Consider the following 26,781-nt stretch of genomic DNA (forward strand, 5'->3'; position numbering starts at 1 on the left):
CGGAGGATACAGTTATCACGTATTCCGGATTTTCCTCGTCACGTTGTGATTTGCTGTCTCAGTCATTTGCCTGGCTGCGAGTTCGCTCGCGGCTTTTTTATTTTTCTTTCGGGTAGTGGATCAGCGAATGGAAATGGGCAGTCTGCACGCTACTATTGCGATAAGCATGGGCTAAGTCACCGGCGAAACGCCGCCCCTCACCGGGCTGCAACGACAACCACTCGCCTTGCAAACAGAGATCCAGCACGCCGCTAATCACCACCACATGCTCGATAACCCCTTGCTCATGGGGCGTAGACTCACTCAGCGCGCCGGGGGCCAGGGTAATGGAGAAATGGTCAAATCGTAGCACCGGGTCCCAGGGAAATATTGGCGTCACCACCATCGCCTGCTGCTGCGGGTCAAATGCGGCCGGTGCGGCGGTATCATCAGCCACGATAAACGCGGAGAACGGCACGTTCAGGCCGGTGGCAATCTTCCACAACGTGGCGACCGTCGGGCTGGACTCATTACGTTCAATCTGGCCCAGCATCGCTTTGGATACGCCGGTTTCTTCCGCTAGTCGCGACAGACTCCAACCGCGCTGTTGGCGCAACGCTTTTAGGGTCGCAGACAGATGTTGCGCAATATTCATTCCACCTCCCAATAATATCTGAGGGAATTATACGCATATTCACCTGATTCTACAGGGCGTATAGTCATTCAGCTGTTACAAGTACCGGTTTACCTTCCCAGATCCGTGCCAATAGAAAGCCAGTTGTACGTTATAGCGCACAGTGTTAAGTTACATCGACCGCTATAACGCACAAGAGATACTCATGCGCACATTTACCATACCCTTTCCGACGCTGCTTGCCGGATTTGTCGCCGTATTAGTCGGCTATGCCAGCTCCGCCGCCATCATCTGGCAGGCCGCTGCCGCCGCGGGAGCCGATGCCACGCAAATCGCCGGCTGGATGACCGCATTAGGCCTGGGAATGGGCGTCAGTACCCTGGCGTTAACCATGTGGCAAAAGGTTCCTGTTCTTACGGCCTGGTCAACTCCCGGTGCAGCGCTACTGGTCAGCGGCCTGCAAGGAGTCACGCTGGCGCAGGCGGTTGGCGTCTTTATTTTTGCCAACGCCTTAATCGTACTTTGCGGCGTCACTGGCCTCTTTGCCCGGTTGATGAAGATCATTCCTCATTCGCTGGCGGCGGCGATGCTGGCCGGGATTTTGCTGCGCTTTGGCATGCAGGCTTTCGCCAGTCTGCAAGGGAATTTGCTGTTATGCGGCGGTATGCTGGCCGCCTGGCTATTGTGCAAAGTCTGGTTTCCCCGCTTTGCCGTGGTAGCCGCACTGTTAGTGGGAGGTGCGGTAGCCGGGCTAAACGGAGATGTGACAACGTCACAGATAAATTTGAGTTTTGTTGCCCCTTCTTATATTGCTCCGGTGTTTACTCCTGCGCTGCTGCTTAGCGTCGGTTTGCCTTTTTTCCTCGTCACCATGGCTTCGCAAAACGCCCCCGGCTTCGCCACGCTTCAGGCTTCGGGTTATCGGGTCCCCGCTTCACCACTGATCGTGGCAACCGGCGGCCTGGCGCTGCTGCTGTCACCGTTTGGCGTGTATTCCATCTGCATCGCGGCGATTACCGCCGCCATTTGCCAGAGCCCGGAAGCCCATCCGGAACCGCAAAAACGCTGGCTTGCAGCGGCGGCGGCAGGCATTTTTTATCTGCTGGCGGGGATATTTGGTGGCTCGATTACGTCGCTGATGGCAGCGCTGCCGATGGCGTGGATCCAGATGCTTGCCGGGCTGGCGCTGCTCGGTACCATTGGTGGCAGTCTGTTTCAGGCACTAAACCATGAAAATGAACGCGATGCGGCGGTGGTGACTTTCCTGATAACCGCCAGCGGCGTGACGCTGGCGGGCATTGGATCTGCTTTTTGGGGACTGATGCTCGGCGGCGTCAGCTATGTTCTGCTATCAACGCTGCGCCGCCCGTAGCTGTGATGGCGTCAGGCCAGTGGCGCTTTTAACCCGGTTGCTAAAATGACTGGCGGAGCTGAAACCGCAGGCCATCGCAATATCAGTTAATGGCAGAACGCTTCGGCAGATGAGTTCCTGCGCTTTGAACATACGGCGCTGCATGACGTACTGATGTGGTGCCATTTTCATCGACTGGCGGAACATCCGCGCAAAATGGTACTCACTCAGCGCTGCTTCCCGGGCCAGATCCGCCAGCGTCAGCGGCTGGTCCAGATTTTCCTCAACCCACGCCACAGTATTGCGCAAGATATGCGGTGCTAGCCCGCCGGTCACGGTAGGCAAACGCCACTGAACGTTAGAGTAATTCTGGATAAGATGCGTCAGTAGCAACGTGCTGGCGGAGCTTAGCGTGAGTTGGTTCGCCTGTTGCTGCCAGTCGTTATCCAGCAGAAACTGGCGATAGACGGCGGTAATTTTGTCATCACTGGAGAAGGTTTTTTCCTGCAAGGTGAATGAGGCTGGGCTGCGGTCCCAAATCTGCTCGCCAACCCGGCGCAAATGCTCGTCCGTGCAGTACAGATGAACAAACGAAAGGTCGCCGCGAATATCCCAGGTGCTCTCATCACCTTTCGGCATCAGACAGAAACGGTCCGGCCCGCCGCCGTTTTTCCAGCCATGAGCGGTTTTCTGGTAGCTTTCATAACCATCGGCAACATACAAGCTCAGGGTATGGTGATCGCTTTGTACCGTTATAGTATCGAGATTGTTATACCAGGCCGCCAGTTGAATACCGGAGTTAAGCTTCACCGTCTCCCGCAGCACGGCATTTTTTTGACGCAATGTTTCGAAAGTCCCGTAAGCCATAGCCTTCACAATTCGGATTCTGCAGGCATCCAGTCTATGAAGAGTCGCAGGCAGATACCAGCCTTCACCCGCCGATAACCAAAAATAAGCGCAAGAATTTGCAAGTCAGCAACAGGCTGATGACAGCACGGCGTAGCCTAAGGCGTCAGAATGACGGATACAACACTCACGGGAGAGACATTTTGAACGCATTACTCTACGGATTAGTCGTCGTTATCTGGGGCACGACGTGGATTGCTATCTTTTTGCAGCAAGGACCGGTCGCCGCGCCGGTGTCCATTTTCTGGCGCTTTGCGTTGGCCAGCGTCACGATGCTGACCGTTCTTCTGGTCACCCGCCGTCTGCGCCCGCTGGCCGCACGCGACCATCTCTTCTGCCTGCTACAGGGCTGCTGCGTATTCTGCTTTAACTTCTGGTGTTTCTATACCGCCGCCGCGTATATCAATACCGGCCTTGAGTCGGTGATATTCTCCATGGCGGTGCTGTTTAACGCCATTAACAGCTTTCTCTTTTTCCGCCAGCAGCCGCCGGGTCGCTTCTGGCTGGCCGCCGCGCTGGGCCTGGCAGGTATCGTTACGCTGTTCTGGGATGATTTATGGGCCAACGGCCTGAATGCGTCGCTCTTATTCGGCATCGCGCTTAGCGCGCTAGGAACCTACGGCTTTTCGCTGGGGAATATGCTCAGCATTCGCCACCAGCGCCGCGGTCTGGAGACGTTAACGACCAACAGCTGGGCCATGCTTTACGGCACGCTGGTGATGGGTGCCATTGCTCTGGTACGCGGTGATAATTTTACGCCGCAGTGGACGTTCAGCTATATGGGCGCGCTGCTGTATCTGTCGCTATTTGGTTCCGTTATCGCCTTCGGCGCCTATTTCACTCTGGTGGGCCGAATTGGCGCGAGCAAAGCCGCTTACAGTACTTTGCTGTTTCCGCTGGTCGCGCTGACAATCTCGACGTTTTATGAGGGATATGTCTGGCATAGCAATGCCGTGGCTGGACTGGCGCTGATTCTGGTCGGGAATCTGGTGATGTTTGCTCGTCCTGAGCAGTGGTTCCTGCGCCGCAGGCTGGCATAGGTAAATTGGGACGACCGGTGCTGCATTCTTGTCAGGTGGCGGCTGGCGCCTTACCTGGCCTACAAAAACCGAGTTCAGCCGCCAGTCGATGACTGACTACCAGTAATTAAAAAGGCGCTATCAACTCATAGCGCCTTTCTTAATTGATAAAACTGACTTAGCGGTTGTTCGGGTCGAATTTAACCGCGTCAATCGCCATATCATCAATAACCTGCTTCAGGGTATCGACGGTTAACGGCGTATTTTCATTGGAGAGATCTTTACCCTCGCCTTTGCGCACAACTTTGATGACCGGCTTTTTAGTCGCCGCATCGATCAGCTCACCTTCAAAGTACAGGTTGGTATCCATGGTACGGTGGCCTGTTGCCGCCTGAGTACCGGCGATAATCATCGCCACCGGGATGACTTCATAGAACTGCAGGCCTTCTTTGCTGGAATCCACGCCGGTGATGGCACCACGGAAGATCAGGCTGCGTTTACCTGCGGTGGTTGCCAGCGGCTTACGCTCGGAAATAGCCTGTTTCATCTCTTTGTTGGTGTAATTTAAGATATCGGCCAATGCCTTTTCGCCAACCTGCGTCGTCGGTTTTGGTACCGGATAATAAGTGATCGGGTTATAAACAACGTTGTCGTAATTGCTCGGATTATAATCCGGAGAAATCCAGCGCAGCTCCGGTTTACCGGAAGCGGAGGTGGTTTCTTTTAAGTTTGAGTAATCTTTTAAAAAACCGGAATATTGTTCGGGTTTAGCGAGTTTTGATGAGCAGCCGGCTAACGCTAACAGGCCAGCAAGCGCGGCGACCTTAAAAAATAACTGAGTACGCATAGGTTAATCCCTGTAAATGTAATCTATCGGCACGTGTTATAGCAAAATACAGGGGTAAGTTTTGTGGCAAAAAAGGTGGTACGTCAAGTACCTGGATAAAATAAACCCGCTGTTGCCAGCGGGTTCTCATTGTATTTATTTTATATCCACCTGATAAAAAATATGCTTGCCAAAAGGATCTATTTCATAGCCGGAAACGTTTTTACGCACCGGTTCAAAAATAGTCGAATGAGCAATCATCACCGCTGGCATCTGGTCGTGCATCATTTGCTGCGCCTGGAGATAGAGTGCTTCGCGTTTTTGGCGATCGGTTATCGATTTAGCTTCAGTAATCAGCTTGTCAAAAGGCTGATAGCACCATTTCGCAGAGTTAGAACCGCCGTTTGCCGACTGACAGGTAAATAGCGGGCCGAAGAAGTTATCCGGATCGCCGGTAGCCGTCGTCCAGCCCATCAGCGCCGCCTGATGCTCACCATCCTTCACGCGCTTTAAATATTCACCCCACTCATAGGTGGTGATTTTGGTCTGCACGCCGATTTTCGCCCAGTCGGCCTGAATCATCTCGGCCATACGTTTGGCGTTCGGGTTATAGGGACGCTGGACCGGCATCGCCCACAGGTCGATAGTGATCGGACCTGCAACTCCCGATTCATCCAGCAGAGCTTTAGCCTTCTGTGGATCGTATTCATAATCCTTCAGATTGCTATCCGCACTCCACACGCCGGGCGGCAGCAGGTTTTTTGCCGCCGTACCGGTACCGTGGAATACCGCTTCAATAATCGCCGGTTTATTGATCGCCATGGCTAAGGCCTGACGAACTTTGACGTTATCAAGGGGCGCTTTCTGGGTATTAAATGCCAGGAAGCCGGTGTTGAGACCCGCTTTGCTCATCAGATTGATATCTTTGTTCTCTTTCATCCTCGGCAAATCAGCCGGGTTGGGGAACGGCATCACCTGACACTCATTCTTCTCAAGCTTGGCATAGCGTACTGAGGCATCCGGAGTAATGCTGAAGATCAGCCTGTCGATATTGGCCTTCCCCTGCCAGTATTCCGGGAAAGCAGTAAAAAGAATGCGCGAATCTTTTTGATACTGGGCGAGTTTAAACGGACCGGTACCAATCGGGTCCATATCCACCCGCTCCGGCGTCCCGGCTTTTAACATCGCATCGGCATATTCCGCCGATAAAATAGAGGCGAAATACCAGGCAAGATCGGCAACAAACGGCGCTTCCGCGTGGGCGAGCGTAAAACGAACCGTATATTCATCCGGCTTATCGATATTGGTAATTAATTGACCAAACTCGAGACTTTCAAAATTGGAATAATTACCACTGGAGACATTGTGATAAGGATGGTTAGGATCTTTTTGCCGCATAAAAGAGAAAATCACATCGTCGGCATTAAAATCACGGGTCGGTTTAAAATATTTATTACTCTGAAACTTAACGCCTTTACGTAAATGGAAAGTATAAACTTTGCCATCTTCGCTGACCTCCCAACTTTCTGCCAGGCTCGGCAGCAGTTCGGTGGTCCCGGCCTTAAAATCGACCAACCGGTTGTAGACAGGCACCGCGCTGGCATCCACGCTGGTACCAGAGGTGTAGAGCTGAGGGTTGAAGTTTTCCGGCGATCCTTCGGAACAGTAGACCAGCGTTTTTGCGCTAATAGCCGAGCTGGCCGTCAGCGCGGCTAATGCCAGAGCAAGCGTCGTGAATCTGCGTTGCATATGCTTTCCTTTTTAATTTGTCAGCTAATGAATAGCTTGTTGTTTTGCCGTTCATACATAACACTAAAGCCTCATTGCAAACACCTGAAAAAACAAATAAAGAAGGAATCACTATGTCATCTCCGCTAGCCAGTCAATTAACCCAGCGCTTCTTCCGCTATCTGGCGATAACCAGCCAGAGCGACCCGCGCGCGACCACCCTGCCCACTACGCCGGGACAACACGCGATGGCGCAGGAGCTTGCCGATGAGTTACGACAGCTGGGCCTGGATGAAATCGTGATTGACGAACACGCTACCGTCACGGCGGTTAAAAAAGGCAATGTTCCCGGCGCGCCGCGGATTGGCTTTATTACCCATATCGATACCGTCGACGTCGGCCTGTCGCCGGATATTCATCCACAAATTCTGCGCTTTACGGGTGAAGATCTCTGTTTAAATACTGATAAAGATATCTGGCTACGAGTGGCGGAACATCCGGAAATCTCCGCTTATCCGGGTGAAGAGATCATTTTCAGCGACGGCACCAGCGTACTCGGAGCCGATAATAAATCCGCCGTGACAGTGGTGATGACGGTGCTGGAAAACCTGACGGCGGAGCATCGCCACGGCGATATCGTTGTCGCGTTTGTCCCGGATGAAGAAGTTGGCCTGCGCGGGGCCAAAGCGCTGGATCTTTCCCGCTTTGTCGTCGACTTCGCCTGGACTATCGACTGCTGCGAGCTGGGCGAAATCGTCTATGAGAACTTTAACGCCGCAGCAGCGGAAATCCGCTTTACCGGCGTCACCGCCCACCCGATGTCGTCAAAGGGTGTGCTGGTCAATCCCTTGCTAATGGCAACCGATTACATGAGCCATTTTGACCGCCAGCAAACCCCGGAGCATACCGCCGGACGCGAAGGCTACGTCTGGTTTAACGGTATCCAGGGCGATCAAAACAGCACATTGCTACAGGCCAGCATTCGCGATTTTGACCTTGAAAGTTTTAACCGTCGCAAGCAGCAGATTGGCGAAGTGGCGCAGAAAATCGCCGCGCAGTATCCAACCGGCAGCGTCGAATTCCACGTCAGCGATACCTATAGCAACATCAGCAATGCGATTGGCGAAGATCGCCGGGCCATCGATCTGATGTTTGAGGCGATGGAAAGCTTAGGGATCACGCCGAAACCGACGCCGATGCGCGGAGGCACCGACGGCGCGGCGCTATCGGCAAAGGGAGTATTAACACCAAACTTCTTTACCGGCGCGCACAACTTCCACTCGAAGTTTGAGTTTCTGCCGCTACGCGCCTTTGAGGCCTCTTATCAGACCGCGTTACAGCTCTGTCTGCTGGCCGCGCGTTAAATCGGTTTGCGCGCCAGCATAGTGGCGAAACGCAGCTTAATGCGATTACCGTTGGCGTCGGTGCGATGCAGTTCGCCGACGTCTTCGTTGTACTTGAGGAACTCCCAACCCGCGTAATAATTACGCAGCTCTTTCGGTTTAAAGGCAAACGGGAAGCCAACGGTGCACGGATAGTCTTCAGTATCCATCGCCGCGACGATCAGGTTGTATCCACCTGCTTTAGTGCAGCGCTGCATGTTATCAATAAGCCCCGGGATCGTCTTTGCCTCAAGGAACATCATCACCACGGTGGAGAGAATAAAATCATACTCGCCGTCAAAGCTCAGCGAGTTAAGGTCCTTAATCGCCGCCTGCAGGTTCTCCAGCCCTTCCGCCTGACGAATACTTTCAAGATTGTTGATGCTGGCCGGGTTTTTATCCCATGCGGTAACGTCAAAGCCATTAGCCGCCAGATAAAGGCTATTGCGCCCGTTACCGCAGCCCAGATCCAGCGTCTTGCCCGGCGCGATCAGCGTAGCGGCATGCACCACTTCCGAGTGGGTGCGGGTCATGCCGTATTTATCGGTAAAGTAGTTTTCATCACGAAGAGTCATGGTTAATCCTTATTTTTTAATAACGTGTCGCGATCGACGCGAATCAGCAGTTTGCCGCGCATCAGCAGCAGGAAGGTACGAATCAGCAGTAGCCCGATAATGACGTTGGTAAAGATAAACAGCGGCATCGCCAGGGCATGAAAAAATCCGTTGGGATGGGTATGACCGAGATGCAGCCCGGTGGTCGCCAACGCGGAGATACCGAACGAGAAGCTCCAGAACGACGCGTTAAACGGCTGGCGCAAATACCACGGCATCAGGCGCAACATAAACAGCAACTGGAGCAGGCCGTAGCCAAACAGCAGCTTAGCAAAGGTATCCGCTTCCCCACCGTTGACGCTCAGCCAGGCGCTGCACGCCACCAGCGCCGGGGCCAGTTGAATGCCCAGCGAGGTTCGCATGGCGGTCGGTAGTTCGCCGTCGCTGCGCAGGCGCTGCAAAATCACCGGCTCCAGGCTGAGCCACGAGAAGATCCCAGCACCAAGAAATACCAGCCCGGCGTCGTTAAAACCCAGCGCGCCGCAGGCCATGGCGCTAATAAAGTTGTTTGCCACCGTCGGCAAGTAGAGACCCGGCGTCGTTGCCTCTCCGGGGTGTTGCCCCCGCCATAGCCCGGCGCTTTGCCAGGCAGAATAGGCGAGCTGTAGCACCACGCCAAGACTAAACAGGACCAGCGATAGCGATCGCAGCCATGGCACAAAGCCGATGGAGACCAGCATGGTGGTCGCCGGAAAAAGGCTGACAAAGCTGCTGGCGATCGGGTGACGTATCTCTTGCAGTACGCTATGCGGAAAACGTAGCGCCCGCGAAATAAACGCGACCGCCAGCAGCGCCCAAATGACCATCGCCAGAATCACCAGCCCGTCACCAATAACCCGGCTCACCGGCCAGATGGTACTGGCATAGCGCCAGGCGAAGCCCATACCGATAATGCCCAGCACCATGCCAAAGTAACCCGCCGGTAAATTCAATACCTGACTCTTATTCTGGTTTTTATTCATTTTGTTTAATATTTCAATTTATCTTAAGTTGCATTTTAAAAGAACCTTCAAAAACGCGCTACGGAGTTTTTTGCTATCTTTATGTTAACCATACGTAATGAGAAAGTCCGATGCGCAAATATTGCCTCAGTGAGAAGGTTCGCCAGTTTCACTATGAAGAGGACGGGAACAAACATAGCGCAAATCTGCGGCAAATTGTCGCCTTGCGTGATTTCGCTGACGTGAAAGTCGGGGACGAAGGCGGCTGGCTGGACGATGAAGAGGCGCTGAGCCACAGTGGAGAATGCTGGATTTATGATGCCAATAGCGCCGTTTTTGATGGTTCGAAGATTGAGGGCAACGCGCGGTTGACCGGCGAGTGCGTGATCGGTCACGGCGTCATCATTAGCGATAATGCCCGCCTGGATAGCGTACACATCAGCTATCACGCGCGAATAAGTGACAACGTCACGATAGAATCATCCCGGATTCGGGGGGGTTGCCATCTGGCGGACGACGCGCGGATCCTCCCCCACTGCCTGATTATCGCCGCTCAGGGGCTCACCGCCGACAATGATAAGATCCTGCGTATTTATCAGCGGGCGACGGTCAGCACATCGCGGATTGTCCATCAGGCGCAAATTTACGGTGATGCCTTTGTTGAACACGCGTTCGTCGAACATCGAGCGGAGATTTTTGACAATGCCCGACTGGAAGGTAACGACGAGAACGATGTTTGGGTTTGTGATAACGCCAGGGTCTACGGCAACGCGCGGATTATCGCCGGGCGCGAAGAGGACGCCATTCCAACCCTGCGTTACAGCTCGCAGGTCGCGGAAAATGCAATCGTAGAGGGAAACTGTCTGCTTAAGCACCGGGTGATGGTCGGCGGCCATGCGCACCTGCGCGGTGGGCCAATCCTGCTTGATGATGAGGTGTTAATAGAGGGAAACGCGGCTATCTGTGGTGATGTGATAATTGAACATCAGGTGGCAATTCGCGACGGCGCACGAGTTGAGGCAAGCGCTGGCGATGCCATTCACATTCGAGGCGCAAAGGTTATTAGCGGCGACGAGCATATTACCCGTACGCCAATCGTCGGTTTTCTGTAAGCCTTACTCCCCGGGGGCGGCGCTCAACGCGCCATGCCCGGGCTACGGATCCGAGCGGTCTGTGGGTGTTGTAGCCCGGACAGATGCGTAGCATCGCCTCCGGGAAGAACCAGCATATTACCCGCACGCCCATAGTCGGTTTTTTGTAAGCCTTGCCCCCGGGCTACGAGTCCGGGCGGTCTGTGGGGGTTGTAGCCCGGACAGATGCGTAGCATCGCCTCCGGGAAGAACCTCAGCTTTATTGCCCATCACAATCAATAATTCGCCCGTAGATATTCTGGTCATCATACGAACCGTTGAGGAACTCGGCCTGCTTCAGACACCCTTCAAGCGTAAAACCATTGCGTAACGCTACCTGATTGCTCTTATGGTTCGCCACCCGGCATTTGATCACGAACCGGCGAACCGTACCGCTGCGAGCGTAATAATCCATAAAAGCCTGTAGCGCCTGAGAAAGCAGCCCCTGTCCATTATGACTTTCGTCAATCCAGTAGCCGATATACGCGGTCTTGTTAATCGGTTCAATCTGGTTAAACGACAGCACGCCGATAATCTCTTCATGCAAAAAGAGCAAAAACATTTTAGCGTAGCCGCGCTGATGCAGCATTACGTTGCCCTGCACGTGGCGACGGGTTTCATCTTCGTGGCTGACCTCAGCGGGCCAGCTCAGCGATTGCTGAAGCCAGTGCTGGTTTTTAATCACCAGTTGGTGCAACTCAGTGACGTGACGTTCATCAACAGCACGCAGGGAAAGCGCGTCGGTCACGGGGATTTGTTCTTGCATGGGGGTGTTTTCAGCAGACATAGCGCACTCTTACAGAAAGGCAAACGCCCGCAGAATCTCCTCTGCGGGCGGGACAAGGAGCGATTACTTCATCACCCTATCATCAACGTAGTTGCGCTTATCCGGCGCTGGCGGGAAATACTGATACAGCCAGGTTTCGCTGATCGCCTCCCCCTGACAGCGCAGGAACATACGCATCTCCACCGGGTCGGTAGAATCCGAGGTCGGATACCAGTCAAACTGGATGCGATAGCCATCAAACGGTTCGACGTAGAGGATCTCTATCTGCTTCGCCTCGCCGCTCGACAGGGTAATCACCGGCTCAATGCCCTTCGGCGCAGCAGCTTTCAGATCGCCACCGACAAAATCGATGGCAAAGCGACGGGTCCATTTATCCGGGTAGTGCTCGCCCGGCGCCCAACCTTCCGGGAAGCCGCCCATCCCGGTGCGCGTCGCCATCACCCGCGCCAGCGGGGAACGTACCGGCGGCTGCGCGCTCCAGTAGAGACGATAGCGGAAGTCCAGCTCATCCCCGGCTTTCACCGGTTTCGCCGGTTGCCAGAAGCAGACGATATTATCCAGCGTTTCGCCGGTGGTTGGGATCTCCATCAGGCTGACGGCCCCTTTGCCCCACTGGTTACGTGGTTCAACCCACAGGCTTGGGCGCTTGTTATACCAGCCCATAATGTCCTGATAGTGGGAGAAATCGCGATCCAGCTGTAGCAGGCCAAAACCGCGCGGGTTCTTATCCTGGTAGGCGTTAAATTGCAGCTTTTGCGGGTTGTTCAGCGGACGACAAATCCACTCGCCGTTGCCCAGCCACATCGACAGGCGATCGGAGTCATGGATTTGCGGATGGATAGTGTCGCACATCCGGCGTTCGTTATTGCCGCAGCTGAACATGCTGGTCATCGGTGCGATGCCCAATTGTTTGATGTCCTTACGCGCATAGATGTGGTTTTCCACATCCATAATCACCTGCGTTTCCTGGCAGTTGACGACAAACTTATAGGCCCCGGTGACGCTCGGGCTGTCGAGCAGGGCGTATACGGTAAATACCGTCGCTCCCGGTTTGGCGGTTTCAAACCAGAAAGAGGTGAAGTCCGGGAACTCTTCCGGCGTATCGGTAAAGGTGTCGATAGCCAGTCCACGGGCAGAAAGACCATACTGATAAGTACTGTCCACCGCGCGGAAGTAGCTTGCACCGAGGAAAGCGACGATATCGCGACGCGCCAGCTCCGGGGCTTTAAAGACGCGGAACCCGGCAAAACCGAGATCGCTCTGGCCTTCCAGCTGTTTGGTGTCGACGCCGGCATCATTGTATTTAAACAGCTCCGGGCGGAAGTGAATTTCCCGCGCCTGCTGGCTTTGCGAATCCAGCGAGAACATGCGCACGCGGCGGCGGAAACCCATGCCGACGTGGAAGAACTGAATATCCAGCTTGCGCTCTTCGATATTGCTCCACAGGGAGTGTGCCGCATCATACTGAATGCTGTTGTAGGCCTGTGGGGTCAAGTTCGCCAGCGTTGGCGGCAGATCGCGAGGCGCTCCGCCCCATGGCTGACGGGCAAGGTCATGCGCCATCGATTGCAGCACGGTGTAGTCAAAACGGCGCGTCAGCCCATCGGCAATTCCCGAATCTTCGGCGAACGCGGCTTTACTGAACAGAGAGGCGACTCCTGACGTTCCGCATACGGCGGCAACAGCCATGGAAGATTTGAGAAAACGTCTGCGGTTCATGCCTGAGAAAGCATCCTTATTCATATGTGAATTGAGACGCGACGTAACAAACTCATGCGTCGTGAATGTCGCTCACTCTAGACAAAAACGATTGATAATCCAATTGTTGGCGGCAGAAAAAACGTGAAAAAAATATGTCCACCGGACCAGACCGAATTCCCCCGCAGGTCAGACCTCGGGGGAATGGCGATTATTTGACGCTGACGTCAATACCCGGGAAGTATTTACCCGCCAGACGCGTGATGGTGCCGTCAGCGCGAACTTTATCGATAGCCGCGTTCAGCTGTTTTTGCGTCGCCTCATCCCCTTTACGCAGGCCGTAGCCAATCCCGCTGCCGAGAATAGTGTCGTCAGCCACCGGTTTGCCGATAAAACCAAATCCTTTGCCCTGCGGTTTGCTGAGGAACCCTGCCTGTCCGGCAGCGGACATCACCAGCGAGGCATCAATGCGCCCGTTAAGCAGATCGGCCCATGCCATATTCTGGTCTTTATAAGCGACGACGGTAACGCCGTGCTTTTCCCAGTGCTCTTTGGCGAAGGTTTCCTGAATCGATCCCTGCAGGACGCCAATGGTTTTCCCCTTCAGCCCTTCCGGCGTCGCCTGCATCCCGCTATCCGCCTTGCCTACCAACTGCGAAGGGATACGGTACATAGGCTGCGTAAAATCAATACTCTTGCGCCGCTGCTCGGTAATGTTCATGGCCGAGTTAATCGCATCGAACTTCTTCGCCACCAGCCCCGGGATTAGGGCATCAAACGACGTTTCAACCCAACTGCATTTCAGCTGCGCCGCCTGGCAAATTGCATTACCCAGTTCGATATCAAATCCCACCAGTTCCCCGGCCGCGTTGCGGCTTTCGAACGGTGGATATTCTGCTTCGACGCCGTAGCGCAGCTCGCTGGCCGCCAGCGAGGAAAAAGTGCAAATCATCCCCAGCGCGAGGGTAAAGGCTTTTATCTTCATCAGGTGGCTCCTTAGCATGGCTTAACGTGACACAGTGCCCGAGCACCGGCCCGCAGTGTTGCTTCATCTTTGGCAAAAGAGAGGCGAATCAATTTGTTATCAGTGCCATCGGTATAAAACGCCGACAGCGGGATCGTGGCAACGCCATAATCGGTAATCAGCCGTTTGACCATCTCGCTGTCGCTTTCCTCGCTGAAATGACCGTAGTCCGCCAGCAGGAAGAAAGAGCCCGCACTCGGCAGCAGCCGAAACGGCGAGTCCGCCAACAACTGCACGAGCAGATCGCGCTTTTGCTGATAAAACGAGGCCAGCGAGAGCCAGGATTGCGGGTCGCGCATATGGTCAGCGAAGGCATACTGCATCGGGGTATCGGCGGAAAACATCAGAAACTGATGCACTTTGCAAATTTCGTCCATCAGCGCAGCCGGGGCGACACAGTAACCCACCCGCCAGCCGGTGACATGATAGGTTTTGCCAAATGAGGAGATAATCACGCTGCGCTCCGCCAGATCCGGGTGAGTCGCCATTCCGTGATGCTGTGCGCCATCAAAAACCACGTGTTCATAAACTTCATCTGACAGGATCACAATGTCGGTATGGCGAGTTAGCGCCGCTAGCTGGGCTAAATCATCCGCTGAAAACACCTGCCCGCTTGGGTTGTGCGGAGTATTAATAATGATCATCCGCGTACGTGGGGTAATCGCCGCGCGAACCTCATCCCAGTTAACGGCAAAATCCGGTACCGTCAGCTTAATCGCCACCGGCGTCGCACCTTGCAGGCGCACGATTGGCGCATAGCTATCAAAAGAGGGCTCGAAATAGATGACCTCATCGCCAGGATGCACCAGTCCGCTAATGGCGGAGTAGATCCCCTGACTGGCGCTGGCGGTAATCAACACCTCGTCGTCCACATCGTAATGCGTGCCGTACAGCGCGGCGATTTTTTCGGCGATGCGCTCTTTCAGCACGCGCAAACCGGTCATCGGCGCGTACTGGTTATGCCCCTGCGCCATTGCCCGGGTCACGCCTTCGACAAGGTGTTCGTCGCAGGAGAAATTCGGTGCGCCCTGAGAGAGGTTTACGGCATTATGCTGCGCGGATAGCTGACCAATCACGGTAAAAATAGTGGTGCCGACATCCGGCAGTTTAGAGCGGGTGCTCACCGAAGAACTGAGGGCCATGGTTAATCCTTTTTCACTTTATTTGCATAAGCATTCAATCCAAAGGTTCGGGATGCGACAATCGAATTGTTGTCATAGTAGCTATGCACAGCGATCATGGCTTAAGGTGAAAAACGGCCAGCAGAGCTGCCGACCGTGAGAGATTATTTCTGATTTAAGAGGTTAAAGCTGGTCATCAGATTGCGATAGTCCGGGATATGGTTGGAGAACAAGGTCCCCAGACCTTCAACATCATTGCGCCAATCGCGATGTAGCTCACAGGCTGCGCCAAACCAAGACATCAACTGCACACCCGCCTGCGACATGCGATCCCATGCGGCATCGCGGGTAATCGGATTAAACGTGCCGGACGCGTCGGTTATCACAAAGACATCAAAGCCCTCTTCAATCGCCGACAGTGCCGGAAATGCCACGCAAACCTCGGTCACGACGCCGGCGATAATCAGCTGCTTTTTACCCGTGGCTTTGACAGCCTTAACAAAATCTTCGTTATCCCAGGCATTAATGTTGCCAGGACGAGCAATGTAGGGCGCGTCCGGGAACTGCTCTTTCAGCTCCGGCACCAACGGACCGTTGGGACCATTTTCGAAGCTGGTGGTTAAGATGGTCGGCAGACCGAAGTACTTCGCCAGGTCGCCAAGGGCAAGGACGTTGTTCTTGAACTTATCAGGATCGATATCACGCACAAGTGATAACAGTCCCGTTTGGTGATCCACCAGCAGCACAGCGGCATCATTTTTATCCAGACGAACATACGGTTTGGCCATGGTCTCTTCCTCATTTCGACATCAGATTTTCCGCCTGCAGGCAGTCTTAGCGGATTGTTTGGTTAGCAGAACTGATAATAGTGTAATAACTCGCTGAGGATTAGCCGCTGAATGTGAGACGCATTGTCCCATTTGTGGAACAAGCCGTGGCATACTGCTAAAAAGCAACACCAACCGCAGGGATACTCCTGGCACTTTTTTGTCTTTGATTTCAGGAAGAAAATAATGAGCAAAAATGTCGTTATCTGTTGTGATGGAACCGGTAATGAAGTGAAGGCGGAGCTGTCAAATGTGCTGAAGCTTTACCGGGTGATGAGCAAAAACGCAGCGCAATGCGTCTATTATCAACCTGGAATTGGCACTATTGGTCAGCACAACGCCTGGCAACAGTTGCGACAAAAAGTCCGTGGATGGTTTGAACTCGCCACCGGTTTCGGCCTGGATAAAGACATCCTTTGCGCCTACCGCTTTCTTTGTGAAAATTATGCTCAGGGAGATAAAGTGTGGCTTTTCGGCTTTAGCCGTGGGGCGTACACCGTTCGCGTACTGGCGGCCATGGTGAACATGATTGGCCTTCTCAATAAAGACCAATTGAATCTCGCCGAATACGCCCTCGCCGCCTACAAGCGCGCAAGTTTAAGCAATGAACCACCTCATCAGAGCAAGCAGCCCTCTTCAGCGCTGGCCGATGCATGGCACTTCTCACGGGTCGCCGGAACGCGGATGATTCAGATTGAGTTTATCGGCGTGTGGGATACCGTCTCCTCAATACTGATCCCAAAAAAATTCGGCCTGCTGCTGGATGTGGAAAAGCTGCTCTATACCCAGAAAAACCCCATTGTGAAGTGCCTTCGCCAGGCCATCGCCATCGATGAACGGCGTCGGATGTTTCGACTGCATCACTGGCTCGAACCCCAATCTTTTAGAGCCAAACCTTTTAAGCCTGAAAGCGATATTACGCAGGATGTTAAACAGGTCTGGTTTGCGGGCGTTCATGCGGATATCGGCGGCGGATATCCGGAAACGGAGAGCGGCCTGTCAAAATTTCCGCTGGCCTGGATGATAGAAGAAGCCCGGTCGTACGGCCTGCTGGTGAATCAGGCCAATATTAATCAAATGGTTTCCGGCAAGCCGCGCCAGGGCAGTAAATATCGCTACGCCGCGCCGGATGAAATGGCTGAAATTCATCGTTCATTGACGCTGTCCTGGATCCCTCTCGAATGGTTGCCAAAAAAGGTGAAAGCCAGGGAGTGGCGTGAGCGTCGGGACTGGCTGGGTTGGTATCTTCCGCGAGGGGAACCAAGGTTGATTCCTGAGGGCGCGCTGATTCACCAATCCGTTAAGCGGCGCATGGCAGCAAGCGACTATCGGCCCGTTAATCTCCCTCAGCGCTACGAGTGGGTTGGCGTGGCGGGTAGTGAACCGCTGGCCCCCCTCTGAACCGCCCGCTGACAGGGTGACTTGCGCGGTATAGCCATGACATACTGGTTATGATCAAAACGCATAGCTGGAGACGACATGTCGCGAAGCGCCCTGCCATTTAATACCGTGGAAACCTTTCTGGTCACCGCCAGGCATCTCAACTTAACCCACGCCGCCCGCGAGCTGTGCCTGACGCAGGGTGCAGTTAGCCGACAGATTGCGGCACTGGAAAGCTGGTTTGGTTTCCCGCTGTTTGTTCGCCACGCTCGCGGGCTGCGGCTTTCCCCGCAAGGCAGCGCGCTCTACCCGGAGCTACAATCCGCTTTCGCCCGCCTGGTGACGGTCGCAGAGCAGGCCCGTCAGCAGCAAACCGTGGTGCGCCTGAAAGCACCTACCTGCGCCATTCGCTGGCTGGTACCGCGTCTGGTCGCCATTGAGCAACGCCATCCGGAACTGCAGGTCGCCCTGACCACTACCACCGAACATAGCGTTAATTTCAAAACCGAGCCTTATGACGCAGCGATCATCTTCGGCAGCCACCACAGTGCGGGCGAACTGTTGTTTGAAGAGGCGCTAACGCCGGTGATGAACCGCACGGCGGCAGGCGATAACCCGCTGAGTGGGATGACCTTTTTACATCCGACGCGGGACAAAACCGACTGGTCGCTGTGGCTGGCGCAGTTCTCCCCCGAGAAACCGCTGCCGATGAGTAAAAACCAACATTTCGATACAATGGATCTGGCGATAACCGCCGCCATGCAGGGGCTGGGGATAGCTATCGCCGACGAAACGCTGGTGGCGGAGGATTTACGCGCCGGTCGCCTGACGCGCCCTTTTGCCCTTAGCGTGAAAACCGGTGCCAGCTATCGGCTGGTGGTGCGATCCTCGCAAAGCAAAGCCGACGGACTGGCGCGCTTTCGTGAAGAGCTGATTAATCCAGGGTCACATGATGTTTCATGACCCGGCGAAACAGCGCCAGGCGAGCGCGCATAAAGCGGTTTTCTACTTTAAAACCCGCCTGCTTGTGCAACCCGATTCGCAACAACCGATCGCGCCCACGCAGGCTGGCGGGCCAGCGTACCGTCCCTGAAAGCTCCTGGCAGCCGCCGCCCGCTCGCCGGGCGAATTCAACCCAGTAATCCGCAACCTGCGCCGCAAAATCCCGATCGCGTTCATTTGCATAATTACGCACCGGCTCAGCCAGTTCGAGATTATCAAAAACGTATGCCACTTCGTTGCCGTGCCACGCGCCGTGCGGATAGGTTTCATGCTCGGCCTCGGCAACATAATCAAACCAGTAGCGCCAGCACGGCTGCCCTATACGCTGCTGCGCCTGCATGACCACGTAGCCCAGCGTGGTAAACGCCATGTCGCGACACACTTCGCGTCCCAGCGCTTCATCCCCCTTGACGCCAGGATAGAGTAGTTTAATTAACCCGAGACCAAAGCGGCGTTCGCGACGCAGTTTCTGGATTTGCCCGGCGATGTCGACGCCAAACACCGCCATGACGCTGGCCTCGTCGCTATTTGAACCAATCATCACCGGTAGCGGATGCTGGCGTCCGCTAAAGAACGTTTCCAGCATCGGCTGCGGCAGGACAGCATCGCCAACGATAGGTGCCGGGCCGATAGTTAACGGCGCGGTCAGCGACCAGAACGCCTCAGCCGGGATCGCCCGAAGTTGTTCGGCGCTAGCCTGCGGCAAAGCGAAATGTTCAGCGATCAACTGCCCCTTCGCCAGCGCCTTCTCGCGCGGCAAATCCGGCAAGGTATAGCCGCTTTGAATGATCGCTTTATGAAACAGCCCTTTGGCTTTCGGCGAGGTCAGCAACGACAGCACGCTGCGCGCTCCGGCAGATTCGCCGAACAGCGTTACGTTGGCAGCATCGCCGCCGAAGGCATGGATGTTTTCCTGAACCCATTGCAGCGCGGCAATCTGGTCGAGCAGAGCAAAGTTATAGATTCTTTCGCCATCTTCGCCTTCCAGCGCTGGATGAGCAAAAAAGCCCAGATGTCCCAAGCGGTAGTTGACCGTCACCACCACCACCTCGCGGGAAGCCAGCGCTTTACCGTCGTAGGGTGGCAAGCTGCCGGCACCGATGGTGTAACCACCGCCATGCAGCCAGACCATCACCGGTAAAGCGCGCGCCCGAACGGCGGGTGACCAGACGTTAAGGTAGAGACAATCCTCTGAGAAGCTGCCGGGATCGCCGCCGCCAAGTTCACGGCAATACTCGATATCCTGCCAGCTGGAAGCGGAGAAAGTATCAGCCTGGCGCACGCCCTGCCAACGGGCAGCAGACTGCGGCGCGCGCCAGCGAAGATTGCCGACGGGCGGTGCGGCATAGGGAATGCCGCGCCAGATGTGTATTCCTTCTTCGGAGGTGCCCGATAAGGTGCCCTGCCGGGTTTTCACCAGCGGGGTAGACGGATTCTGCATGACCTGCTTCCTTTAACGACTCATGCCAGCAGAGTACTGATTTCACAGCAGACCGCAACGTCGTTTGCTGCGCTCTTCCGCCTGTCGATACAGTTCAAACTCATCATAGACCGAGCCGCCCAGCGCCGTTTCAAAGGCCTCGCGGCTGGCGTTGCCGTGGCTATGAGACTGAATCTCATTGCCCAGGTTCGACTGAAAAATCCCCGCGGCGCTCACCGGTAAGAAGTCTTCATAAATGATCGGCTGCGCAATCACCCAGCCACGTTCGATTAATGGCTGCGGATCATCGCCCGGTCGAAACGCCTGGCGATGCGCTTCGCCTGAAGGGGTCAGACGGTAGCGGAACCAGGCCAGCCCCTGCTGGCGCAGCAGAAATTCGCTGTCCGGGAACGCGCTAAAGACTTCCTGCAAATGGCGCTGGTGATTAAGATTATCTTTGCCCACCCCTGCCTCGCTAAGCAGCCGGTCATAGAGGGCGCGGCCCTTCGGCGTCAGCGCAATGCCGCGCTGCTCAATTTCGCCAAAGCGGGCGGTGTGCGTACCTTTATGCTCCCCGGCAAACATCACCGGCTCCTCAAGAGCCTTAAAACTGGTCTGACGCAGTAAAATCGGGACTTCACGCCTCGGCGGTCCTTCAATCAGCGCTTTCGGCGTGATACCGCACTCCGGCATTAGCGCCTGTACCCGGTCGATATCCAGCGTGCGTGGGGTCAGATGATTGATATGACAGCCGGGGAAACAGACCACATCGGCAATCAGCCGGTGCTCTTCATGCAGCGCGTGATAGGTTTCATCATCAACGGTGGCATGGCGATGCCAGCGAAAGGTTTCCAGCGCCTGATTGACAAACTCACGTGCTTCAGCAGAGGTAAATTCACCCTTATCTTCATAAAGCGCCACCAGTTCACGACAGCGAGGAGTGAAAATATCGCGGCGGGCGAGAATTTTCGCCGCCCGATTGCGCAGCTCAACGTTAGCAATTAGCTCCAGACGCAGCAGCGAAGTAAAAACCCGAAACGGATTGCGCGCCAGCGCCGCGTCGTCAATGGGCCGAAACGCGGTCGAGTGAACCGGGACCCCGGCCTGCGACAGATCGTAATAGCTAACGGGATACATTCCCATGATGGCAAACATGCGACGTAAGGTCGCCAGTTCCTCCGCCGTTCCGACGCGGATCGCGCCGTGGCGTTCAACGTTCAGCCGCGCTAGTTCATCGGCATTGGCCAGTTGTTCATGCAGCTTCGGGTTATTTTCCAGTACTGCCAGATTAACGTCGGCCACCAGCTCCAGTAACGTCCCGTACTGGGGAACTTCCTGCTGGTACATCGCCGACATCGCCTGCGAAAAGCGTTCCCGAATCTCATCAGCCGTGATGGTGTTCGCCATGATGTCTTACCTCCAGTGAATACTCCCTGGAGTGTAGGAAAGCTGCTCGCAGGCGGCGGGAAGAATTTACAAACTGTGATGCGGATAGCTGAGCGACTTCTTTTAGCTGACCACTTCATAACCACTGGTTATGAAAAACACCCTTTAATTTCACTTTAAATTAACAAAACATTTACACACACTGCTTATGGCGATATTACAACAACATGCCCCTCTACCGATAAAACGGAGTACCCTATGAACGATAAATGGTCACCGCGCGAGGTTCTGCATCGCGACTACAACAGCCATCCTCCCGCTTACGCGCCGGGCTATAAAACCAGCGTTCTGCGTTCACCGCGCAATGCGCTGATCTCCCTTCAAAACTCACTCTCAGAAATTACCGGACCGGTGTTCAGCAGTGATGATCTGGGCGCACTGGATAATGATCTTATCCTTAATTATGCCAAAGAGGGTTTGCCCATCGGCGAGCGCATCATTGTGCACGGCTACGTTCGCGATGGGTTTGGCCGTCCGATGAAAAACACGCTGGTTGAAGTCTGGCAAGCTAACGCAGGCGGCCGCTATCGGCATAAGAAAGATCAATATCTTGCTCCCATCGACCCTAACTTTGGCGGCTGTGGCCGGGTACTGACCGACGAAAACGGCTATTACTGTTTCCGCACCATTAAGCCAGGCCCCTATCCGTGGCGCAACCAGGCGAGCGACTGGCGACCGGCGCATATCCACTTCTCTCTTTCCGGCGAAGCCTGGGCGCAGCGCTTAATCACTCAAATGTATTTCGAAGGCGATCCGCTGATTAAACAGTGCCCTATCGTCAAAACCATCAATAATGATGACGCTATTCGGACGTTAATCGCCGAGCTGGATACCCACGCCGCCGTGCCGCTGGACTCTCTGGCCTACCGTTTTGACCTTGTGCTGCGCGGTCATCGCGCGACGTTGTTCGAAAACCGCACTCAGGGGGCCGCCCGATGAAAGATTTTTTACCTGAAACCGCTTCGCAGACCGCCGGTCCTTACGTACACATCGGCCTTGCGCCGGACGCCGCCGGTTTTCACATCTTTGAAAAGAACTTTGGTCCGACGTTGACCACGCCGGCCACCGAAGGCGAACGCATTACTATCGAAGGCCGGGTGATTGACGGCTCCGGGACGCCGGTACGCGATGTGCTGCTGGAGATCTGGCAGGCCAATGCCGCCGGGCGTTATAACCATCCTGACGACAGGCAGCAGAACAAAAAGCAGGATGCGGAATTTCGCGGCTGGGGGCGTAGCTGCTCGGACTTTACCAGCGGTATCTGGCGCTTTGAAACGATTAAACCCGGCTCCGTTATCGGTCGCGATGGCCGCGTAATGGCACCGCATGTGAATTTATGGATAGTGGCACGCGGGATTAACATTGGCCTCAACACGCGGATGTACTTCTGTGATGAACAGGATGCGAACCAGGCCGACCCGGTACTGAATCTGATTGAGTGGGAAGTGCGCCGCCAGACTCTTATCGCGCAACGCGAAGTTCGCGGCAATGAAATCGTGTACCGCTTCGATATTCATTTGCAGGGCGAGAACGAAACCGTCTTCTTCGATATCTAGCATTTCTCTTCTTTTCATGCCCCCGCTCACCGGGGGCCTCTCTTTTTAACAATCTCAACAAAATCAACTTGTAAAATAATAAGATAAAATGTTAATAATATTTTGCTATGAAGTTAACAAATTTAATCAACATTACTTGTCACTGGCGCACCTCTGTTTTTAACATTGATTATGCAAAAAAATGGTCTTTTCAGTCAGCGCATTCGCTTGCGCCATCTACATACCTTCGTGGCCGTCGCTCAACAAGGAACTCTTGGGCGTGCGGCTGAAACCTTAAATCTTAGTCAACCGGCTTTATCAAAGACGCTTAATGAGCTTGAACAGCTAACCGGCACGCGGCTGTTTGAGCGTGGGCGACTGGGTGCACAGCTCACGCTGGTCGGTGAACAGTTTCTGACTCATGCCGTTAAGGTGCTTGATGCGCTCAATACCGCGGGCCAGTCGCTGAATCGCAAAGAAGGTCTTAACAGCGACATCGTGCGTATTGGGGCCCTTCCTACTGCCGCTCTGGGCGTTTTACCCTCGGTAATTGGTCAGTATCACCAACAACAAAAAGATATCACGTTGCAAGTGGCGACCATGAACAACACCATGCTGCTGGCGGGGCTGAAATCGGGTGAAATCGATATCGGTATCGGGAGAATGTCCGACCCGGAGTTAATGAGCGGTTTGAACTACGAACTGCTGTTTCTCGAATCCCTGAAGCTGGTGGTTCGCCCGGGGCATCCGCTGCTTCAGGAGACGGTCACGCTGAGCCGGGTGATGGAGTGGCCGGTGGTCGTGTCACCAAAAGGAACCCTGCCGCGTCAGAACGCTGAAACCTTGCTGCAAAGTCAGGGCTGCAAAATTCCCTCAGGCTGCATTGAAACGCTGTCGGCCTCGTTATCGCGCCAGCTCACCGTCGATTACGACTACGTCTGGTTTGTCCCCTCTGGCGCGGTAAAAGACGACCTTCGCCGCGGACTGCTGGCGGCGCTACCCATCCCGACCCAGGGAGCAGGTGAACCCATCGGCATTCTGACTCGCGTGGATGCCACCCTTACCGCAGGCACGCAGATCTTGCTCAGTGCGATTCGCAAATCCATGCCGGTCTGACTGGTGCTTTAATCATTTCCCCGGTGACGGTCCTGTTAACCGGGGAAATAGTTGTTTTTTCCTACGCGAATGCGCAACTCCATTCACCAAAATAATCAATTAGTGCGAAATCATTCATTAACAATTGCGTAGATTTATTTAACAGATCTATCATATCCATGATTTCACCAAATGGTTCACTTGAAATCAATAACAGCAAAAAACAGGCTTTTATGAAGGCCACAATCACTTCATTCAAAAGACTTCACTTGAAAAATTGATTCATCTGGTTCACGCCTGTACAGGGGTGGTTAAGGAGAAAAAATGGCAACTGGCAACGTGCCACGAGGGTTCCCCCGGATCCTGCAGTGGCTTCTCGCCGGACTGATGCTGATCATCGGTCTGGCTATCGGTATTCTCGGCGCAAAACTGGCCTCCGTCGGCGGCACCTTCTATTTCGCAATTATGGGCCTGGTGATGATTATCGCCTCGCTGCTCATCTTCCGTAACCGTCGCGGCGGCATCGTGCTGTACGCAATTGCTTTTATCGCCTCTATCATCTGGGCAATTAGCGATGCTGGCTGGACGTACTGGCCGCTGTTCTCGCGCCTGTTCGCCCTCGGCGTGCTGGCCTTTCTTTCTGCGCTGGTCTGGCCGTTCCTTTCCCGCCAACCAGCGAAAAAAGGCCCGGCGTTTAGCCTTGCGGCGATCTTCGCCGTGGTGCTGCTGGTCAGTTTCGGCTGGATGTTCAAATCCCAGCCGCTGGTCAGCGCCAGTGAAGAGGTGCCGGTCAAACCGGTCGCCGCTGGCGAACAACAGAAAAACTGGGAACACTGGGGTAACACCACCCACGGCGACCGTTTCGCTGCGCTCGACCAGATTAACAAACAGAACGTCGACCAGTTGCAGGTCGCCTGGATCGCCCATACTGGCGATATTCCGCAGAGTAACGGCTCCGGTGCGGAAGACCAGAACACCCCGCTACAGATTGGCGACACACTTTACGTTTGTACGCCTTACAGCAAAGTGCTGGCACTGGATGTTGATAGCGGCAAAGAGAAATGGCGCTATGATTCAAAGGCTACCGCGCCGAACTGGCAGCGCTGCCGTGGCTTAGGCTATTACGAAGATAGCCAGGCTCAGGTAACAGCCACTGCGGATACACAGCCGGCAGCCTGTTCTCGTCGCCTATTCCTGCCGACCACCGATGCGCGCCTGATCGCCATTAATGCCGATAACGGCAAACTGTGCGAGACCTTCGGCGACCACGGTATTGTTGACCTCAGCGTTGGCATGGGCGAAATCAAAGCGGGTTACTACCAACAAACCTCCACGCCGCTTGTCGCTGGCAATGTGGTTGTGGTTGGCGGTCGCGTGGCGGATAACTTCTCCACCGGCGAGCCTCCGGGCGTTGTGCGCGCTTACGATGTTCACACCGGTAAGCTGGCGTGGGCATGGGATCCGGGTAACCCGAATCTGACCGGCGAGCCGCCGGAAGGCCAAACCTACACCCGCGGTACGCCGAACGTCTGGTCGGCCATGTCTTATGACGCGAAGCTGAATCTGATCTATCTGCCAACCGGTAACGCTACGCCAGACTTCTTCGGCGGCGAGCGCACTGCGCTTGACGATAAATACAGTTCCTCTATCGTGGCCGTTGACGCAACGACCGGTCAGGTGCGCTGGCACTACCAGACGACTCACCATGACCTGTGGGACTTCGACCTGCCTTCTCAGCCGCTGCTGTACGATCTACCTGACGGCAAAGGCAGCACCACCCCGGTGCTGGTGCAAACCAGTAAGCAGGGCATGATCTTTATGCTCAATCGCGAAACCGGTGAGCCGGTGGCCAAAGTGGAAGAGCGTCCGGTTCCGGTAGGTGATATCAAAGGCGAGCGCTATTCCCCTACTCAGCCTTACTCCGTTGGTATGCCGATGATCGGCAACGAGACGCTGAAAGAGTCCGATATGTGGGGCGCAACCCCTGTCGACCTGCTGCTGTGCCGCATCCAGTTTAAAGAGATGCGTCACCAGGGCATCTTTACGCCGCCGGGCGAAGACCGTTCTCTGCAATATCCAGGCTCGCTTGGCGGGATGAACTGGGGCAGCGTGTCGGTTGATCCGAATAACAGTCTGATGTTCGTCAACGATATGCGCCTTGGCCTCGCTAACTATATGGTGCCGCGCGAGAAAGTGGCGAAAAACGCCAGCGGTATAGAAATGGGTATCGTGCCGATGGAAGGTACCCCGTTTGGTGCAATGCGCGAGCGTTTCCTGTCACCGCTGGGTATTCCGTGCCAGAAACCGCCGTTCGGTACCATGTCGGCGGTGGATCTGAAAACCGGCAAGCTGGTGTGGCAGGTTCCGGTCGGCACCGTTGAAGATACCGGCCCGCTGGGGATCCGCATGCATATGCCCATCCCTATCGGTATGCCGACGCTGGGCGCTTCGCTGTCTACCCAGTCCGGCCTGCTGTTCTTCGCCGGTACTCAGGATTTCTACCTGCGCGCGTTTGATACCGCCAACGGTAAAGAGATCTGGAAATCCCGTCTGCCGGTGGGCAGTCAGTCCGGCCCGATGACCTACGTTTCGCCGAAAACCGGCAAGCAGTACATCATCATCAACGCTGGCGGCGCTCGCCAGTCGCCGGACCGCGGCGATTACATCATCGCCTACGCGCTCCCGGAGCAGAAGTAAGTTCAAGGGCCCCGATTGGGGCCTTATTGCTGGCAAACTGCGTTCTTCTGGAATTGCCCGGCGGCGCTACGCTTGCACGGGCCTACAGGAAACCACGGTTTTCGTAGGTCGGGTAAGGCGCCAGCCGCCACCCGACAAACAGTCAGCAAAATAGCAAAACTATTTCTCGCCATCCTACGGGCCTCTTACGGGGCCCTTTCTTTATTCAGCTATGTTATTATTGCGAATGGTTATCAATA

23 protein-coding genes are annotated in these 26,781 nt (G+C 54.9%); 10 read left to right on the forward strand and 13 right to left on the reverse strand.

What is annotated here, in order from left to right:
• Window positions 1-97 precede the first annotated feature (97 nt).
• Window positions 98-634 (reverse strand): helix-turn-helix domain-containing protein, encoded by a 537-nt coding sequence (locus tag AC07P6_RS16715; RefSeq protein ID WP_181482361.1) that lies wholly within the window; start codon window positions 632-634, stop codon window positions 98-100.
• 184 nt (window positions 635-818) lie between these two features.
• On the opposite strand from AC07P6_RS16715, the gene AC07P6_RS16720 reads away from it, so the two are divergent.
• Window positions 819-1,985 (forward strand): benzoate/H(+) symporter BenE family transporter, encoded by a 1,167-nt coding sequence (locus tag AC07P6_RS16720; RefSeq protein ID WP_478313787.1) that lies wholly within the window; start codon window positions 819-821, stop codon window positions 1,983-1,985.
• Here AC07P6_RS16720 and AC07P6_RS16725 read toward each other — a convergent pair.
• Window positions 1,965-2,831 (reverse strand): helix-turn-helix domain-containing protein, encoded by an 867-nt coding sequence (locus AC07P6_RS16725; protein WP_478313788.1) that lies wholly within the window; start codon window positions 2,829-2,831, stop codon window positions 1,965-1,967. The two genes, AC07P6_RS16720 and AC07P6_RS16725, sit on opposite strands and share 21 nt — an antisense overlap.
• A gap of 182 nt (window positions 2,832-3,013) precedes the next feature.
• On the opposite strand from AC07P6_RS16725, the gene AC07P6_RS16730 reads away from it, so the two are divergent.
• The gene (locus tag AC07P6_RS16730) at window positions 3,014-3,910 is read left to right on the forward strand and encodes a DMT family transporter (protein WP_478313789.1); all 897 of its coding nucleotides are present in this window, start codon (window positions 3,014-3,016) and stop codon (window positions 3,908-3,910) included.
• A gap of 157 nt (window positions 3,911-4,067) precedes the next feature.
• Here the strand turns inward: AC07P6_RS16730 and AC07P6_RS16735 are convergent, their stop codons facing one another.
• Together AC07P6_RS16735 and AC07P6_RS16740 are read right to left on the reverse strand one after the other, a co-directional pair.
• Complete coding sequence (locus tag AC07P6_RS16735) at window positions 4,068-4,736, reverse strand: DUF3313 domain-containing protein (protein WP_182238418.1); 669 nt, start codon at window positions 4,734-4,736, stop codon at window positions 4,068-4,070.
• A 135-nt stretch (window positions 4,737-4,871) separates the two neighbouring features.
• The gene (locus tag AC07P6_RS16740; RefSeq protein WP_478313790.1) at window positions 4,872-6,464 is read right to left on the reverse strand and encodes an ABC transporter substrate-binding protein; all 1,593 of its coding nucleotides are present in this window, start codon (window positions 6,462-6,464) and stop codon (window positions 4,872-4,874) included.
• A gap of 113 nt (window positions 6,465-6,577) precedes the next feature.
• Between AC07P6_RS16740 and pepT the strand changes: the two genes are divergently transcribed.
• On the forward strand, window positions 6,578-7,807 hold the full coding sequence (gene pepT, locus AC07P6_RS16745; RefSeq protein WP_478313792.1) for a peptidase T: 1,230 nt from the start codon (window positions 6,578-6,580) through the stop codon (window positions 7,805-7,807).
• Here the strand turns inward: pepT and tehB are convergent.
• Both tehB and tehA read right to left on the reverse strand, forming a co-directional pair.
• Complete coding sequence (gene tehB, locus AC07P6_RS16750; RefSeq protein ID WP_478313793.1) at window positions 7,804-8,400, reverse strand: tellurite resistance methyltransferase TehB; 597 nt, start codon at window positions 8,398-8,400, stop codon at window positions 7,804-7,806. The genes pepT and tehB overlap by 4 nt on opposite strands.
• 2 nt (window positions 8,401-8,402) lie before the next feature.
• A complete protein-coding gene (gene tehA, locus AC07P6_RS16755; protein WP_478313794.1) occupies window positions 8,403-9,401 on the reverse strand; it encodes a dicarboxylate transporter/tellurite-resistance protein TehA in 999 nt (332 codons plus the stop codon).
• A gap of 110 nt (window positions 9,402-9,511) precedes the next feature.
• On the opposite strand from tehA, the gene ydcK reads away from it, so the two are divergent.
• Window positions 9,512-10,492, forward strand: a complete 981-nt coding sequence (gene ydcK, locus AC07P6_RS16760) for a YdcK family protein (RefSeq protein WP_434658999.1) — start codon at window positions 9,512-9,514, stop codon at window positions 10,490-10,492.
• 238 nt (window positions 10,493-10,730) lie between these two features.
• Here the strand turns inward: ydcK and rimL are convergent, their stop codons facing one another.
• From rimL to ycaC, 5 genes are all read right to left on the reverse strand, one after another.
• Window positions 10,731-11,297 (reverse strand): 50S ribosomal protein L7/L12-serine acetyltransferase, encoded by a 567-nt coding sequence (rimL, locus tag AC07P6_RS16765; protein ID WP_304258807.1) that lies wholly within the window; start codon window positions 11,295-11,297, stop codon window positions 10,731-10,733.
• Between the two features lie 63 nt (window positions 11,298-11,360).
• Window positions 11,361-13,016, reverse strand: coding sequence for a glucan biosynthesis protein D (locus AC07P6_RS16770; protein ID WP_181482374.1), 1,656 nt, complete (start codon window positions 13,014-13,016; stop codon window positions 11,361-11,363).
• A gap of 190 nt (window positions 13,017-13,206) precedes the next feature.
• Window positions 13,207-13,980 (reverse strand): ABC transporter substrate-binding protein, encoded by a 774-nt coding sequence (locus tag AC07P6_RS16775; RefSeq protein WP_478313797.1) that lies wholly within the window; start codon window positions 13,978-13,980, stop codon window positions 13,207-13,209.
• 11 nt (window positions 13,981-13,991) lie between these two features.
• On the reverse strand, window positions 13,992-15,161 hold the full coding sequence (locus AC07P6_RS16780; protein WP_478313798.1) for a methionine aminotransferase: 1,170 nt from the start codon (window positions 15,159-15,161) through the stop codon (window positions 13,992-13,994).
• A 143-nt stretch (window positions 15,162-15,304) separates the two neighbouring features.
• A complete protein-coding gene (ycaC, locus tag AC07P6_RS16785) occupies window positions 15,305-15,928 on the reverse strand; it encodes an isochorismate family cysteine hydrolase YcaC (RefSeq protein WP_112217412.1) in 624 nt (207 codons plus the stop codon).
• Between the two features lie 225 nt (window positions 15,929-16,153).
• Here ycaC and AC07P6_RS16790 point away from each other — a divergent pair, with 225 nt between their 5' ends.
• Both AC07P6_RS16790 and AC07P6_RS16795 read left to right on the forward strand, forming a co-directional pair.
• The gene (locus AC07P6_RS16790; protein ID WP_434659002.1) at window positions 16,154-17,368 is read left to right on the forward strand and encodes a T6SS phospholipase effector Tle1-like catalytic domain-containing protein; all 1,215 of its coding nucleotides are present in this window, start codon (window positions 16,154-16,156) and stop codon (window positions 17,366-17,368) included.
• A gap of 78 nt (window positions 17,369-17,446) precedes the next feature.
• Window positions 17,447-18,310 carry a LysR substrate-binding domain-containing protein gene (locus tag AC07P6_RS16795; RefSeq protein WP_182238394.1) on the forward strand — a complete coding sequence of 288 codons (864 nt, stop codon included), beginning with the start codon at window positions 17,447-17,449 and terminating at the stop codon, window positions 18,308-18,310.
• Here AC07P6_RS16795 and AC07P6_RS16800 read toward each other — a convergent pair.
• Both AC07P6_RS16800 and hglS read right to left on the reverse strand, forming a co-directional pair.
• Window positions 18,282-19,790 (reverse strand): carboxylesterase/lipase family protein, encoded by a 1,509-nt coding sequence (locus AC07P6_RS16800; RefSeq protein ID WP_478313800.1) that lies wholly within the window; start codon window positions 19,788-19,790, stop codon window positions 18,282-18,284. The two genes, AC07P6_RS16795 and AC07P6_RS16800, sit on opposite strands and share 29 nt — an antisense overlap.
• Window positions 19,791-19,832: 42 nt before the next feature.
• The gene (gene hglS / locus AC07P6_RS16805; RefSeq protein ID WP_478313801.1) at window positions 19,833-21,176 is read right to left on the reverse strand and encodes a 2-oxoadipate dioxygenase/decarboxylase HglS; all 1,344 of its coding nucleotides are present in this window, start codon (window positions 21,174-21,176) and stop codon (window positions 19,833-19,835) included.
• 237 nt (window positions 21,177-21,413) lie between these two features.
• Here hglS and pcaH point away from each other — a divergent pair, with 237 nt between their 5' ends.
• From pcaH to AC07P6_RS16825, 4 genes are all read left to right on the forward strand, one after another.
• Window positions 21,414-22,154 (forward strand): protocatechuate 3,4-dioxygenase subunit beta, encoded by a 741-nt coding sequence (pcaH, locus tag AC07P6_RS16810; protein WP_112215764.1) that lies wholly within the window; start codon window positions 21,414-21,416, stop codon window positions 22,152-22,154.
• Window positions 22,151-22,771, forward strand: coding sequence for a protocatechuate 3,4-dioxygenase subunit alpha (pcaG, locus tag AC07P6_RS16815; protein ID WP_182238388.1), 621 nt, complete (start codon window positions 22,151-22,153; stop codon window positions 22,769-22,771). The genes pcaH and pcaG overlap by 4 nt, the downstream gene beginning before the upstream one ends.
• 171 nt (window positions 22,772-22,942) lie before the next feature.
• Window positions 22,943-23,866 (forward strand): LysR substrate-binding domain-containing protein, encoded by a 924-nt coding sequence (locus AC07P6_RS16820; RefSeq protein WP_304258790.1) that lies wholly within the window; start codon window positions 22,943-22,945, stop codon window positions 23,864-23,866.
• 303 nt (window positions 23,867-24,169) lie between these two features.
• Window positions 24,170-26,542, forward strand: coding sequence for a glucose/quinate/shikimate family membrane-bound PQQ-dependent dehydrogenase (locus AC07P6_RS16825; RefSeq protein ID WP_478313804.1), 2,373 nt, complete (start codon window positions 24,170-24,172; stop codon window positions 26,540-26,542).
• Window positions 26,543-26,781: the final 239 nt, after the last annotated feature.

The sequence above is a fragment of the Klebsiella sp. GFKo11 genome, assembly GCF_056490265.1.